This is a genomic window from Rugamonas sp. FW305-51, from assembly GCF_058786935.1.
In genome coordinates, this window is record NZ_JBYSZG010000006.1 from 125,658 (window position 1) to 139,891 (window position 14,234).

15 protein-coding genes are annotated in these 14,234 nt (G+C 65.8%); 7 read left to right on the forward strand and 8 right to left on the reverse strand.

Translation table 11 applies throughout. The annotated features are described in order from the left end of the window. Positions 1-21: 21 nt before the first annotated feature. Together AC3WOS_RS06685 and AC3WOS_RS06690 are read right to left on the reverse strand one after the other, a co-directional pair. The gene (locus tag AC3WOS_RS06685) at positions 22-2,172 is read right to left on the reverse strand and encodes a putative bifunctional diguanylate cyclase/phosphodiesterase (protein WP_492715098.1); all 2,151 of its coding nucleotides are present in this window, start codon (positions 2,170-2,172) and stop codon (positions 22-24) included. Beyond that, positions 2,165-3,163 (reverse strand): EAL and HDOD domain-containing protein, encoded by a 999-nt coding sequence (locus AC3WOS_RS06690; protein ID WP_492715099.1) that lies wholly within the window; start codon positions 3,161-3,163, stop codon positions 2,165-2,167. The genes AC3WOS_RS06685 and AC3WOS_RS06690 overlap by 8 nt, the downstream gene beginning before the upstream one ends. Before the next feature lie 212 nt (positions 3,164-3,375). On the opposite strand from AC3WOS_RS06690, the gene AC3WOS_RS06695 reads away from it, so the two are divergent. Further along, positions 3,376-3,786 carry a hypothetical protein gene (locus AC3WOS_RS06695; protein WP_492715100.1) on the forward strand — a complete coding sequence of 137 codons (411 nt, stop codon included), beginning with the start codon at positions 3,376-3,378 and terminating at the stop codon, positions 3,784-3,786. Next, the gene (locus AC3WOS_RS06700) at positions 3,783-4,334 is read left to right on the forward strand and encodes a hypothetical protein (RefSeq protein WP_492715101.1); all 552 of its coding nucleotides are present in this window, start codon (positions 3,783-3,785) and stop codon (positions 4,332-4,334) included. The genes AC3WOS_RS06695 and AC3WOS_RS06700 overlap by 4 nt, the downstream gene beginning before the upstream one ends. Before the next feature lie 16 nt (positions 4,335-4,350). Here AC3WOS_RS06700 and AC3WOS_RS06705 read toward each other — a convergent pair whose 3' ends face one another. Next, the gene (locus AC3WOS_RS06705; protein ID WP_492715102.1) at positions 4,351-5,292 is read right to left on the reverse strand and encodes a LysR substrate-binding domain-containing protein; all 942 of its coding nucleotides are present in this window, start codon (positions 5,290-5,292) and stop codon (positions 4,351-4,353) included. A 140-nt stretch (positions 5,293-5,432) separates the two neighbouring features. Between AC3WOS_RS06705 and AC3WOS_RS06710 the strand changes: the two genes are divergently transcribed. From AC3WOS_RS06710 to AC3WOS_RS06725, 4 genes are all read left to right on the forward strand, one after another. Next, positions 5,433-6,134 carry a pirin family protein gene (locus AC3WOS_RS06710; protein WP_492715103.1) on the forward strand — a complete coding sequence of 234 codons (702 nt, stop codon included), beginning with the start codon at positions 5,433-5,435 and terminating at the stop codon, positions 6,132-6,134. A 151-nt stretch (positions 6,135-6,285) separates the two neighbouring features. Further along, on the forward strand, positions 6,286-6,939 hold the full coding sequence (gene ribA, locus AC3WOS_RS06715; RefSeq protein WP_492715104.1) for a GTP cyclohydrolase II: 654 nt from the start codon (positions 6,286-6,288) through the stop codon (positions 6,937-6,939). 42 nt (positions 6,940-6,981) lie between these two features. After that, positions 6,982-8,361, forward strand: a complete 1,380-nt coding sequence (locus AC3WOS_RS06720; RefSeq protein ID WP_492715105.1) for a S1 family peptidase — start codon at positions 6,982-6,984, stop codon at positions 8,359-8,361. Next, positions 8,358-9,344, forward strand: a complete 987-nt coding sequence (locus tag AC3WOS_RS06725; protein WP_492715106.1) for an FHA domain-containing protein — start codon at positions 8,358-8,360, stop codon at positions 9,342-9,344. The genes AC3WOS_RS06720 and AC3WOS_RS06725 overlap by 4 nt, the downstream gene beginning before the upstream one ends. Before the next feature lie 61 nt (positions 9,345-9,405). Here the strand turns inward: AC3WOS_RS06725 and AC3WOS_RS06730 are convergent, their stop codons facing one another. Next, complete coding sequence (locus AC3WOS_RS06730; RefSeq protein WP_492715107.1) at positions 9,406-9,816, reverse strand: VOC family protein; 411 nt, start codon at positions 9,814-9,816, stop codon at positions 9,406-9,408. A 156-nt stretch (positions 9,817-9,972) separates the two neighbouring features. On the opposite strand from AC3WOS_RS06730, the gene ampC reads away from it, so the two are divergent. Beyond that, positions 9,973-11,127, forward strand: a complete 1,155-nt coding sequence (gene ampC, locus AC3WOS_RS06735; RefSeq protein WP_492715185.1) for a class C beta-lactamase — start codon at positions 9,973-9,975, stop codon at positions 11,125-11,127. Between the two features lie 81 nt (positions 11,128-11,208). On the opposite strand, the gene AC3WOS_RS06740 is transcribed toward ampC, so the two are convergent. The 4 genes from AC3WOS_RS06740 to ispD form a co-directional block, all read right to left on the reverse strand. Beyond that, positions 11,209-11,511 carry a hypothetical protein gene (locus tag AC3WOS_RS06740; RefSeq protein ID WP_492715108.1) on the reverse strand — a complete coding sequence of 101 codons (303 nt, stop codon included), beginning with the start codon at positions 11,509-11,511 and terminating at the stop codon, positions 11,209-11,211. A gap of 216 nt (positions 11,512-11,727) precedes the next feature. Next, a complete protein-coding gene (locus AC3WOS_RS06745) occupies positions 11,728-12,618 on the reverse strand; it encodes a cache domain-containing protein (RefSeq protein WP_492715109.1) in 891 nt (296 codons plus the stop codon). Between the two features lie 393 nt (positions 12,619-13,011). Then, a complete protein-coding gene (gene ispF / locus AC3WOS_RS06750; RefSeq protein ID WP_492715110.1) occupies positions 13,012-13,509 on the reverse strand; it encodes a 2-C-methyl-D-erythritol 2,4-cyclodiphosphate synthase in 498 nt (165 codons plus the stop codon). A gap of 5 nt (positions 13,510-13,514) precedes the next feature. Beyond that, positions 13,515-14,228, reverse strand: coding sequence for a 2-C-methyl-D-erythritol 4-phosphate cytidylyltransferase (gene ispD / locus AC3WOS_RS06755; RefSeq protein WP_492715111.1), 714 nt, complete (start codon positions 14,226-14,228; stop codon positions 13,515-13,517). Positions 14,229-14,234: the final 6 nt, after the last annotated feature.

Below are 14,234 nucleotides of genomic sequence, written 5' to 3' on the forward strand. Positions count from 1 at the left end.
TGGAGCCAGCGGAGCCGGCGCTCAGGGCGCGTCCACCGCCAGCCGCCGGTCCTCGCGCAGCATGGCCGCAAATTCCGCCGCCGGCACGGCGGGACTGAACAGGAAGCCCTGCAGCTGGTGGCAGCCCAGGCCGCGCAGGAAGGCCATCTGCTCCGGCGTTTCCACGCCTTCCGCCACGATTTCCTGGCGCAGCTGGCGCGCCATGGTGACAATGGCGCGCGCGATGGCGCAATCGTTTTCCTCGTCCGGCAAGCCGATCACGAACGAGCGGTCGATCTTGAGCGTACTGATGGGGAATTTCTTCAGGTAGGCCAGGCTGGAATAGCCGGTGCCGAAATCGTCCAGCGCCAGCGCCATGCCCATGGCCACCAGCTTGTTCATGATGGCGATCACGTTCTCCGTGCCGCGCACCAGCAGGCTTTCCGTGATCTCCAGCATCAGCTGTTCCGGCAGCACGCCGCTGCGCTCCAGCAGTTCGGCCAGCCGCTCCGGCAGCTGGCTGTCGAACTGGCGGGCCGACAGGTTGACGGCGATGGCCGGCACCGGCACGCCCGCGCCGCGCCAGGCCTGCAGCTGGCGGCACGCCTCTTCCAGCACCCAGTTGCCCAGGTCCAGGATCAGGCCCGTCTCCTCGGCCACGGGAATGAACACGCCGGGCGACACCATGCCGCGCACCGGATGGCGCCAGCGCAGCAACGCTTCCGCGCCCATGATGCGCCCCGTGCGCAGGCTGACCTTGGGCTGGTAGTACAGCTGCAGCTCGCCGTTCTGCAGCGCCAGCCGCAGTTCGCTTTCCAGCCGCAGGTGTTCCTTGGCCCGCAGGTTCATTTCCTCACTGTAGAACAGGAAGCCCGACTCGACGCTCTGGCCGGCCTTGCTGGTGGCCACGTCGGCGCACCGTATCAGGGCCGGCGTCTCGCTGCCGTCCTCGGGATAGACGGTGATGCCGATGTGGGCCCCCACTTGCAGCCGGTGCACGTCGATCGCGATCGGTTGCTCCAGCGCGGCCAGCAGCTTTTGCGCCACGATGGCCGCGTGTTCGCGCTTCTCGATGTGCAGCAGGGCCACGGCGTAGCGGTTGCCGTCGAGCTTGGCCAGCACGTCCGCCTCGCGCAGCGCCAGCCGGAACAGGCGCCCGATCTCGCACAGCAGCTCGTTGCCGATCTCGTGCCCCAGCGTGTCGGTGATGGCGCCGATGCGGCTGATCTCGATCACCAGCAGCGCGCCGTGTTCGCGGCTGCGGCGCGCCTCCGTCAAGGCCTGGCCCATCAGCTGGCTCAGCAGGCACAGGTTGGGCAGGCCCGTCAGCACGTCGTAGTTGGCCATGCGCTGCATGCGCGCCTCGGCGTCCTTGTGCACGCTGATGTCGGAAAACAGCGAAAAGGTGTGGCTGATCTGGCCGTGCTGGTCGCGCACCACGCTGATGGTGACGGACTGGGGAAACAGTTCGCCGTTCTTGCGCCGTCCCATGATCTCGCCGCGCCACGGTCCCTGCCCTTGCATGGCGGCCCGCACCTTGACCCGGAACTCGGCGTCGTGGATACCCGAGCGCAGCAAGTCCGGGGTCTGGCCGATGGCCTCGGCCGGCGTGTAGCCCGTGATGCGGGTGAAGGAATTGTTGATCGACACGATGCGCTCGTTGGCGTCCGTGATCAGCACCCCCTGGTCGCTGTCCTCGACGATGCGCGCATGCAGGTGCACCTTGTCCGCCTCCGACAGCGGGTCGTCGAGCAGGTTGAACATGACGAGCACGCCGACCACCTCGGCCCGGTCGTTCTGCAGTTCCGCGTTGGCCAGCCGCAGCCACACCACCTCGCCCGACTGCTTGCGCCGGCGCACATCCGTATAGCCCTTGGCGTGACGGGGAAACAGCTCGGCCACGGTCTGGTCTTCGTCGTCGTCCGCGTACAGGAACAGCACGTGCTGCCCCACCGCTTCCTGCGCCGTGTAGCCGAACAGATGGGCCGCACCGCTGTTCCAGCCCTTCACGTAACCGGCCAGGTCCAGTTCCAGCACGGCATCGGGCTGCAGGTCGGCCGCGTCCTCACCGTGCGTGACCAGCTGTTCCAGCGCCGCCTCCAGGTTGGCCAGCGTGTCGGCCAGCGCGCCGCCCTGCTGGGCACGGGCTTGCCGGCTCAGCGCCAGGCAGCGCGCGATGGCCGCGTCATGCATGGCCCTGGCCCTGGCCCTGGCCCGTATCCGCCGCGCTGGCCGCCACGCTCTGCATCCACAAGTGGGCGTCGGCGACGATCTGGTTGAATTCGGCGGCCGGCAGTTCCAGCTGCGCCAGCTGGCCGGACAGGGCGGCGAAATCGCGCCGCTCGGCCCCTTCCAGCAGCACCAGCAACTGCCCCATCTCGCCCTCGTGGCGCAGCAGCGCCTGTTGCACGGCATCGGCGATGGTCAGCGGTTGCAGCACCTCGTCCAGCGGCAGGCCGAACAGCACGCCCAGCAGCGAGAACATGCCGGCCATGAAAGCCTGCTCCTGGTGCGCCTTGTCCATGCCCGTGGCCTGGGCCAGCAGCTCCATGGCGCGCGCGCGCACGGCCACCCGGCCCAGCAGCATGGGCGAGCGCAGGTCGCCGTCGCGGGTGCAGAACAGCATCAGGTTGAGCCAGCGCCGCAGCTGGGTCCGGCCCAGGATGAGGATGGCCTGGGAAAAACTGGTCACGCGCCGGCCGGTGCCCACGCCCAGCGAATTGACCAGCCGCAGCAGCTGGTACGACAGCGTGGGGTCGCGCCGCAGCAGCGATTCGATTTCGTGCGTGTCGGCGTCGGCCGCCACCAGCTGCACCAGCTGCAGCGCCAGCGCGCGCGACATGGCTTGCTGGCCCACCGGCTTGGGCGGCGGCGCCAGGAACCAGTCCCCTTCCACGCACTGCACGGCCGGCGCCAGCGCCGGCGGGAACATGGCGTCGGCCCGCAGCACGCTGTCGGCCGCCAGCGGCCGCCAGCCCTGGGCGCGCAAAGTGTCGGCCAGCCCGGCGGCCACGTCGGCCCGGTAATAACAGGCGCCGTGGGCCGCCAGTTCCCCCAACGCCGCTTCCGGCAATGCCGGCGGCGGCAGGGTGGCATCGGCGTCGAACAGCAGGCCGGCCGGACTGCCTTGACGGTCGGCCAGCAATTGCAAGAACAGGGGCGAGGCGGAGCGCGACTCAGTCATAAATTGTTCCAGAGTAATGCTTACATGATCACACCATACTATCTCGAAATTATTGGCGCGGGTCAACTCAATGGCGGGTCAACGGCCGATTCCCGCCCCTGTGCCGCCTTATCTGTGGCAAACAGGCCATGCTCCGCGCCGTTCCCCCGGTTTGACTTTGAACGAAAAACACCCCATGATTATTGGGGAAATCAAACGACGAGGAGTTTCCCATGAGCAAAGCTAAAATCGGTTTTGAAGTCGATGAAGCAGATTTGGCCAGGGCCAAAGCTTATGTCGCCAAGCATGGGACCTCGCTGAACAAACTGGTGTCAGCCTTGTTCGCCTCCCTGGGGCAAGAGGACGTTGGCCGAACGCCAGCACTCGACCCATTGACCAGCACTCTGCTGGCGGTCAGCGTGGGGAAACTTTCCGTCATGGAGGCGTCCCGACGCCTTGAGCTGCCGGACGCTGGCTACGTGTTCCATCTATTGGCGGAAAGAAAACTGCCGCTGCCCCGCTTGTCGGATGATTTTGTGAAGAAGCAATTGGCGGAGGCGCGCAGCGCGTTGGACGATTGCCTGCTTGAGCCAGCGAAGACGGTCACCAAGCGCGGAGCGGGCCGCCGCCCTGCGACGGCATGAGCCGGCTGCTGATCCCCGATTCCGGCCCGCTTTTCTCTTTGGCGGCAGGCGACTTGCTTCAACTGCTTGCCAATTTCAACGTCGGGGTCACTGACGTCGTTCGCGACGAGACGATCAACCGTGGAAACCGCGCCGACGCTTCGGCCGAGGCGCGGTCGCTGCTCGCTTATTACAAGCAGAACGCGCCCAATGTACAAATTTTCCCGACTCAGGTGGGAGCCGACCTGGCGGCGTTGAGAGCGAGGGATCCTGCCTATCAACCACCCCGAAACGTCGGCGAACTTTCGATACAAAGCCTGCTGATCAGCTTACAGATGAGCAATGCCGGCGCCCATCCCGTCATTCTGTTTGAGAATCATTGGTTTCTCAATAACGGGCTCATGCTCACGAAACCTTGCACCCTGCTCAGCACCCAGGCTTTTTTGGGGTATGCGGAAAGCAAAAAATGGATACCGTCCGCGGAACAAGCCCGGCAAGCGATACTCCAAAACCGCCCCGGCGCCTACGCGGCGAGCCAGACCATTTTGAATGTTCCAGATCCCGGCTAGAGCAAGGAACACCGCATCAGGCTAAGAAATCGACTCGGCCATGCCCCGGCAAATGCTGCACCAGGCGCTCGAACACGCCCGGCTGGCGCATGCGTTCCAGCCACCAGTGCAGGGCGGCGCCCGTCTCGCCCGTGCGCCAGGCCAGGTAGAAGGTTTCGTCCGGTTTCGGCTCTTCCACCTGCTTTTCCACCAGCAGGCCGGCGGCGATGGCGGCGCGGGCGCACGGCGCGGGCAGGAAGCCGAAACCCATGCCGGCCAGCTGGTAGTCGAGCTTGGCCTGCATGGTGGGCACGGTCAGCGTGTCCTGGCCCAGCAGCAGGCCCACCGTGCGCGGCGCCAGCCGGCGCGCGGAATCGGCCACGCTGACGGCGCGGTACGGTTGCAGCTCGGCCCGCCCCAGGGGACCGGGCACGCCCGCCAGCGGATGCTGCGGCGCCACGGCGAACACGAACGACAGCTGGCCCAGCGGGACGGCCACGTAACCGCCGCCGGACGGCCCTTCGCCGGCCGCGCCCACCAGCACGTCCACCCGGCGCTCGAGCAGCGCTTCCCAGGTGCCCGACAGGGCTTCCTGCACCAGGCGCAGCCGGGTCTGCCCGGTCGCGCCGTAGAACGCGGCCACGTCGGCCTGGAACACGGCCGGCGCGAACATGGAATCGCTGCCCACGGCCAGCTCCGTCTCCCAGCCCGACGCTACCCGGCGCACGCGCTGCTCCAGGTCGTGCGCCGCGAACAGCAGGTAGCGCCCTTCCTTGAGCAATTCCTGGCCGGCCGCCGTCAGCTGCACGCGCGGACCGTGGCGCAGGAAGATCTGCACACCCAATTCATCCTCCAGCTTGCCCACCGTGTAGGAAATGGTGGAGGGCACTTTGTGCAATTCCTTGCCGGCGGCGGAAAACGAACCGCGCCGGTCGATGGCGTCCACGATCTGCAAGGCTTCCAGGCTCAGTCTTAACATTCGATTCTTTCGATAATAGATCGGTAAATTTTCCGTTTTTTGTTCCAGTCCCACCCAGCTATACTGCTTCTGTACCAGCAATGAACGTGAAAGCAATTTTCGAAATTATTGCACAAACCCTAAACCAATTGGAGTCCACCATGTTACAAGTACGCAAAAGTGAAGAACGCGGCGATGCCCACCACGGCTGGCTGCAATCGCGCCACAGCTTTTCCTTCGCCGATTACTACGATCCGCAGCACATGGGCTTCGGTCCGCTGCGCGTGATCAACGAAGACCGGGTGGCGCCCGGCCAGGGCTTCGGCACCCACGGCCACCGCGACATGGAAATCGTGTCCTACGTGCTGGACGGCGCACTCGAGCACAAGGACAGCATGGGCACGGGCTCGGTGCTGCACTACGGCGATGTGCAGCGCATGAGCGCGGGCAGCGGCGTGCGGCACAGCGAGTTCAACCATTCGGCCACGGACGGCGTGCATTTCCTGCAGATCTGGATCCAGCCCGACGTGACGGGCATCGCGCCCAGCTACGAGGAAAAGCACTTTGCGCCCGACAGCAAGCAGGGCCAGCTGCGCCTGATCGCTTCCCGCGACGGACGCGACGGTTCGGTGCTGATCCACCAGGATGCGGCCTTGTACGCCGCCATCCTGGGCGCCGGCGACCGCGTCGAGCATGCGCTGGCAACGGGCCGGCTCGGCTATGTGCACGTGATCCGTGGCAGCGTCACCGTCAACGGCGTGGCGCTGGCCGGCGGCGACGCGCTCAAGCTCAGCGACGAGGCCAGTGTGACGGTGGAACAGGCCGATAATGCGGAGATATTGTTGTTCGATCTGCCATACTGAACGGGCAACGGACTAGCCGAGAATGTCCTCAAATTAATTTTCGCCTGAGTTTTGGTATGATTACAGGGCGCGCCGGGTCTGTGGTATCAGCCCGGCGCGCCCTTTTTTACCGCTTTCTTATTTTTTTTGCCATTTTTTGAAGAGCACAGCCATGTCGCAGAGCGCAGAAACACCCGTCAACGTTGAATTGGACTACACCACTTCCTGCGCGCTGCCGACCCCCTGGGCCCAGTTCACGCTGCACGCCTTCGTCGAGCACGCCACGGGCAAGGAACACCTGGCCATGACGCTGGGCGACATCGGCAACGGCGAGCCGGTGCTGGCCCGCGTCCACTCAGAATGCCTGACGGGCGACGTGCTGTTCTCGCAGCGCTGCGACTGCGGCGCCCAGCTTGAAGGGGCGCTCAAGAAGATCGCCGCCGAAGGGCGCGGCATCCTGCTCTACCTGCGCCAGGAAGGACGCGGCATCGGCCTGATCAACAAGATCCGCGCCTACCGCCTGCAGGAAGGCGGCGCCGACACGGTGCAGGCCAACGAACAGCTGGGCTTCAAGGCCGACGCCCGCAACTACGCGCTCGTCAAACCCATGTTCGCGCAATTTGGCGTCACCAAACTGCGCCTGATGACCAACAACCCGCGCAAGATCGACGCCATGAGCAAGCTCGGCATCGAAGTGGTGGAACGGGTGCCGCTGCTGGTCAACCGCAACGCCTTCAACCAGCACTATCTGAACACCAAGGCGGCCAAGCTGGGCCACATGATGACGCCCGTCACGCCGCCCGCGGCCGAGGACGGCGAACTCTGACCGGCCCGCGCCCTGCGCGCCCTACCCAAGTCCCAGGCATGCATGAAATTTACTGAACTTGCTCTCCTCTCCACCTTGACTTGGGCCAGCGCCGCCGCCCTGGCCGCACCGCCCCCCGGCGTCGGCGCCGCCCAGGCGGCCGCCCCGCTCACGGCGCCGGCCGCCGGCCGCGGCGCCGGCAAGCCCGACGGCGCCGCCCTGCCGCCGCCGTCCAGCGCGGCCCAGAAGCTGTACGCTTCGGCCAAGAACGACATCCTGCAAGTACGCTCGCTGCTGCGCAGCGGCCACACCCAATCGTCGGTCGGCTCCGGCTTCCTGATCGGCACCGGCAACCTGGTCGTCACCAACTACCACGTGGTATCGCAGTTCGCGCTCGACCCCGAAACCTATGTGGGCGAATGGGTGGACACGGGCGGACAGCGCGGCAACGTGGAACTGCTGGCCGTGGACGTGCTGCACGACCTGGCCGTGCTGCGTGTGAGCCGCAACGGCACCGGCTTCTTCAAGCTGCCCGACCAGCTGGCCACGCTGAGCCAGGGCCAGTACCTGTACTCGCTGGGCAACCCGCTCGACCTCGGCTTCGCCATCTCGGAAGGGGCCTACAACGGCGTGATCACGCGCAGCTTTTACGACCAACTGATGTTTACCGGCCCCATCAACGCCGGCATGAGCGGCGGCCCCAGCGTGACGGGCGACGGCGCCGTGGCCGGCATCAACGTGTCCAAGCGCCTCGATGGCGAGCTGGTCAGCTTCCTCGTTCCGGCCCGCTATGCGCAGGATCTGCTCAAGCAGGTGGCGCGGCAGCCGCAGGCACCCAAGGATTTCACGGCCGTGGTAGCCCAACAATTGCTGGCGCACCAGCGCGCCATGGTCGGGCGCCTGCTCGACGCGCCGCTGACCTTGAAGAGCATGGGCCCCTACCGCGTGCCCGTGCGCGAATCGGAACAGATGCGCTGCTGGGGCAGTTCCACCGTCAAGGCCGACAAGCCCTTCACCGTGGACGACGCCAACTGCGCCATGGAATCGGCCATCTTCGTCAACGGTTCGCTGCAGACGGGCCAGGTCAGCATCCGCCACCAATACCTGCGCAGCACGGGCTTGGGTCCGCTGCGCTTTGCGCAGCTGGCCAGCGATTCGTTCAAGAACGAGCGCTTCGGCTCTACCCGCGACAGCCGGCTGAGCGGCCCCAGCTGCACGGAACAGTTCGTCAAGAACGGCACGCTGCCCATGCGCGCCGTGCTGTGCGTGCGCGCTTACCGCAAGTTCGACGGCCTGTACGACTTCGCCCTGATCACCTCGAGCACGGACCAGCCCCTGATGAATCTGCAAAGCCGGCTCGATGCGCGCGGCGTTTCCTATGACAACGGCCTGCGCGTGACGCGCGCCTTCCTGGAAGCGCTGGGCAACGGGGGCCGGCCATGAACGCGCCCTACTTCATCGAGTTCCTGAGCCGCAGCGGCGACGTGCTGCAACGCCAGCGCGTCGAGCAGCTGCCGATCCGCCTGGGCCGGGGCTACGACAACGACGTCATCCTCGACGACGCCCACGCGGGCGCCCACCATGCCGTGATCGAAGCGGACGCCGGCGGCGTGCCCGTACTGCGCGACCTGGGCAGCCGCAACGGCACCGTCAGCGACGGCAAGCGCCAGGCCAGCGTGACGCTGGACGGCCATGTCGTGGTGCGGCTGGGCCACACGCGCCTGCGCGTGCGCGGAGCCGACTTCGCCGTCGCGCCGGAACTGGCCGATACCACCATGCACCGCTGGGAAGGCGCCGCGCCGGCGCTGGCGGGCCTGCTGCTGATCACCCTGTTCACGGGACTGGAAAACTGGTTGTCGGACACCGACGCCTTCCAGCCCATCCGCTACCTGCTGGTGGTGGCCTCCAGCCTGGGCGTGGGACTGGCCTGGAGCGGCGGCTGGGCGCTGGCCAACCGCCTGTTCGGCACCCATGCGCGGCTGGGCCGCCACCTGTTCATCCTGGGCACGGGACTGTTCGCCGTGGGCGCCTGGCGCGCCTTGAGCGAGCTGCTGGCCTTTGCCTGGTCGGCCGAGCTGCTGACGCGCTATGGCAACATGATGACCATCGCCCTCGTGTGCGGCATGCTGTTCTTCCACCTGTGGACCATCAAGCCGCACCACCCGCGCCGCTTGGCCGCCAGCTGCGGCGTGCTGCTGCTGGCCGGCATCGGCCTGAACCTGATGACCAACCTGCAAAGCACGGGCCGCGCCGCCGACGAGCTCTACATGTCGGTGCTGCTGCCGCCGGCGCTGCGCCAGAGTCCCGACCACAGCGTGGCCGAGTTCATGGCCGGCGCCGCCCAGCTCAAGGCGGCCGCCGACGCCGCCCGCGCCCGCCCCGGCAAGGACAGCGACGAGGAAGAGGACGACGCGGACGGCGAGTAATCGCCCCGCCCCAGCCGCCGCGCCCTGACTGCCTGGCTGCCTGGCTGCCGGGCTACCGGGCTCAGGACCAGGCCGGGCCTTTCAGTTCGACCATATTGCCTTCGGGGTCGTTCAGGTAGATGGAAGGGCCCTCGCCTTCCGCGCCGTAGCGCGATTCCACAGGGCCGGCCGTCACCCCGGCCGCGGCCAGCTCGCCGCGGATCGCGGCCTCGTCGAACGGCTCCACGCGGAAACAGATGTGATCGACATTGCGCCCCTCCACGCCGGGCGCCGCGCCGCCCATGCGGCCCAGCTTGCCGTCCACGGGCACCAGGTCCAGCAGGCAGCGCCCGGCCCGCAACTGGATCAGTCCTATCCCCTCCTGCCGCCGCTCGACCTTGCAGCCCAGCACCTGGCAATAGAAACGCTCCATGGCCGCCAGGTCCACCACACGCAAAACGATGTGATCGATTTCACGGATATGTATCATCAATTCGCCCTTTCGATGGGATAATGCATGACAAATGGGAATGATAGAACAAATTGCAATCACAATCGGTTTGCCTGATTATCCCGCCATCCGGACTTACATCACACCCCGAATCAGCCGCGAAAGGAAAGAATTACTTTGACCAGCCAGCCAAAACGCATCCGCCATACCGCCGCTACCCTGCTGTGTGCCTGCCTGATCCCCGTTAGCGCCTGGGCCGCCGAGCAGCCGGCCGCGCTGCGCGACGTCGTCGATGCCGCGATACGCCCCATCATGGGCAAGTATGACGTCCCCGGCATGGCGATCGCCGTCACGGTCGATGGCCATGCCATGTACTTCAACTATGGCGTCGCATCGCGCGAGAAGAATACGCCGGTCAGCGAGGCGACGCTGTTTGAACTGGGCTCCGTCAGCAAGACCTTCACCGCCACGCTGGCGTCGTACGCGCAAGTGCTGGGCAAGCTGTCGTTCGACGATCATCCCGGCAAGTACCTGCCGGTGCTCAAAGGCAGCGCCATCGACGGCGCCAGCCTGCTCAACCTGGGCACTTACACGGCTGGCGGCCTGCCGCTGCAGTTTCCCGACGAGATAGTGAACGACGATCAGATGATCGCCTACTTCAAACAATGGAAACCGGAAGTCGCTCCCGGCAAGCGGCGCCAGTATTCCAACCCCAGCATTGGCTTGTTTGGCTACCTCAGCGCGATCGGACTGCAGCGCGACTTCGCCGATGCGGTGGAGACCCAACTGTTTCCTCAGCTCGGCCTGGAACACAGCTACATCCACGTGCCCGACAGCGCCATGGACAGCTATGCGTGGGGCTACAACAAGGCCAATCATCCGGTGCGGGTCCATCCTGGGGTGTTCGACGCGGAAGCCTATGGCATCAAGTCGACGGCGGCCGACATGCTGCGCTACGTGCAGGTGAACATCGAGCCGGCCACGCTGGCCGAACCGATGCGGCGCGCCGTTGCCGGCACCCACGTAGGCTACTTCAAGACCGGGACGATGGCGCAGGGCCTGGGCTGGGAACAATATCCCTACCCTGTCGGCCTGAAGCAACTGTTAGCCGGCAACGCAGAGGAAATGATCTATGATCCCAATCCCACGCAGCCAATCGCCGCGCCGCGCCAGCCTGTGCAAGCCACCCTGTTCAACAAGACCGGCTCGACAGGTGGATTTGGCGCGTATATCGCGTTTGTGCCGGAGAAGAAAATCGGCATCGTCATGCTGGCCAATAAAAGCTACCCCATCCCCGCGCGCATCGAGGCGGGATATGCGATCCTGGAACGGTTGGCCACGATGACGAAATAGTCAGCGAGTCAGCGAGTCAGCGAGAGACAGTGCCTATCGTACGCAAACTGAACTGGCGACTGTCGCACTGGCCACCAGCTTTCAAATCCTGCCGCGCTTGAATTCCGCAAGAAAGCGTTTGGTTTCCGCTGCCGACATGACCTGCTCAGCATCGCCATGCCAGGCATAGAGATAGGGCATGCCGCCCAGCCGGTCGGTCAGCTTGGCCGACAACAGAAAACGGGTGCCGAGCGGAAAGACGCCCGTGTCGCACATACGGCGCGAACACTGCACCAGCAGCTCGGGCGAAAACGCCTGCCCTGGCACCGGGCGGATCTGCACCCTGCCCTCGCGCAGCACCGATTCGACGGCCACCTGCCGGTATGCATAGATATCGCGTGCCATTGTTGTTCTCCCTGTTCCCGGTCAGGGCGCCATGGTAGCAGAACGTCGGCCGCCCGCAAGATGCCGCCCGGGCCGCAGCAACAGGACCCGACCAGGAACTGACGGGCCGGTGGCATTTCCCCGCGTCCGCGCACAGGGCGGGCGCCGCTGTTGCCTACAGGGCCTGCGGCAGCCCGGCCGTTCCAACGCGCCGGGCCGTCCGCAATGGCGAACAACTTACTTGCTGTAATAGCCCACGCCCAGCAGCACCTTATCCACGCGCTGGATCAGCGAGTGCTTCTGCTCCACCGCGTTGGTGGCCGGGTTGCGCCAGACGAAGTCGACGACGCCAGAGCCCTTGTTCTTGGCCACCTTGATCATGTCTTCCACCATGGGCTTGCCGGCCGCATCGCGCAAGCCGCGCACGTCCATGCCCGCCAGCTGCGGCGAGTCGCCGGACGCGCGGTAGCGGCCGTCGTCGATGCCGATTACGAACACATACAGGTCGTTATGCATGAAGCCGCCCTGCGGGCTGTTGAAGGCAGTGTAGGCCGCCGCATCGCCGGACTTCTTCAAGTAGGCGACGGCCTTGTCGAGCAGTTCCTGCGCCTCTTCCACCGAGCCGCGCGGCGTGTAGTAGCCCACGCACAGGATGTACTTGCCGATCTTGCGGTATTGGCTGAACTTGTTTTCGACGTGGTTGCTGACCCGGTTCAGCCAGCGGTATTCCACCGTGCCCGTGTCGCTCACCCTGGCCTGTTCCAGCAGGTCGCGGATCAGGGGCTTGCCGGCCGCATCGCGCAGGTCGATCTCGTTCTTGCCCACCAGGCCCAGTTGCGAGCCGCCGTTGGCCGCCATGAAGCCATCCTGGTCCACCACGAAGACGTAGTACGGGCCGTGGACGAAGGGGCCGGCCGGCTCGTTGAATTCGGCAAAGGCCTTGTCCGGGCCATTCTTCTGCAGGTAATCGACTGCACTGTCGAGCAGCTCCGTAGCGCGCTTGGCTTGCGCGCGCTCGATACTCCCGAAGTGGCTGGTCGCAGGCGCTTCGGCCGCGTATGCCGCAGGAATGGCGATCAAGGCCGACGCTGCGGCCAGAGTCAGTGCGCTTAAGTAATGTCGTTTCATGTGTGCTTTCCGAATCAAAGAATGACAGCCAACGTGCGCGCAAGCGCAGCGTGTGGCACCAGCATGACGAACGACGACAATGTTTGCCGCAACAGCGACCGGCGGCGCACATGCCGGGGACCATACTGATTACGAACAAGCAAATAACAGGCCATCCGGTTTGGCATGCTTCGTTTGATGGATCGGAAGCCGCAGATCAACCACCAACGATGAGGCATGCGCCAGAGAGGCGCATGGGCGCAAGTGATGCCATCACTGCGTCCAGGTATCGAGGCGTTGCAGAAGCATGGGATCGGCCAGGCGCCATCGTCCCATTCTGCAACAACGATGTTGTGGATTGGAGCAGCGCAACAGGGCGGCGCCGACTACCGATTTGCTTTAAATAGGCGCGCCTTACGAGCGTATCAGCAAAGCCACCGCTTCTGCAGCGATGCCCTCTTCCCGGCCCAGGTAGCCGAGCTTCTCGTTGGTCTTGGCCTTGATGTTGACCTGCCCCACCGTCACGCCCAGGTCCTCGGCCACGTTGGCGCACATGGCGCCGATGTGCGGCGCCATCTTGGGCCGTTGGGCGATGATGGTGGCGTCGATGTTGCCGATCACGTAGCCGGTGGCCACCACGCGCCGCGCCGCTTCGCGCAGCAGCGTGCGCGAATCGGCGCCCTTGAATTGCGGGTCCGTGTCCGGGAAATGCTTGCCGATGTCGCCCAGCGCGGCCGCGCCCAGGATGGCGTCCGTGATCGCATGCAGCAGCACGTCGGCATCCGAGTGCCCCAGCAGCCCCACGTGGTGCGGTATCGTAACGCCGCCGATGATGAGCTTGCGCCCCTCCACCAGCGCGTGGCAGTCATAGCCCTGGCCGATGCGGAACGGGAGTGCGGGAGTTGGATTCATGAGGTTCAATTCGAAATAGGTTGGGCCAGATACATTTCCGCGATGCGGATATCGGCCGGCAGCGTCACTTTCAAGTTGCGCGGATGGCCTTCCACCAGCCGCGGCGACAGGCCCAGCGCTTCCACGGCGCTGGCGTCGTCCGTGATGGCGGCCGCGTCCGTGGCCGCGTCCAGCGCCCGGTGCAGCAGCGCGTAGCTGAACATCTGCGGCGTTTGCGCCAGCCACAGGCCGTCGCGCGGAACGGTGGCGACGCTGCCGCCGGCCACGCGCTTGACCGTGTCCACCACGGGCAGCGCCAGCAAGCCGCCGGCCGGGTGGCCGGCCACGCCGTCGATCAGGCGGGCGATCAGTGCCGGCGTCAGGCCGGGCCGGGCCGCGTCATGGACCAGGATGCTGTCGCCGTCGCGCACCTGCGCGCGCAGCGCGTGCAAGGCGTTCTGCACCGATGCCATGCGGGTGGCGCCGCCGCAGCGCAGCACGGTGACACCGTCCATGCCGGGCGGAACCACGGCATCGATCTGCCCGTCAGCTGGGCTGACGACGATGTAGGTATGGCTGATGCGCTCGCTGGCCAGGAACGCTTCCAGCGCGTGGCGCAGCATGGGCTTGCCGCCCACGGTCAGGTATTGCTTGGGGCCGTCGGCCGCCATGCGGGCGCCCACGCCCGCCGCCGGTATCAGGGCGTAGTGGCGCGGCGCGCCAGCGGTGTCTTGTGTCATCTATGC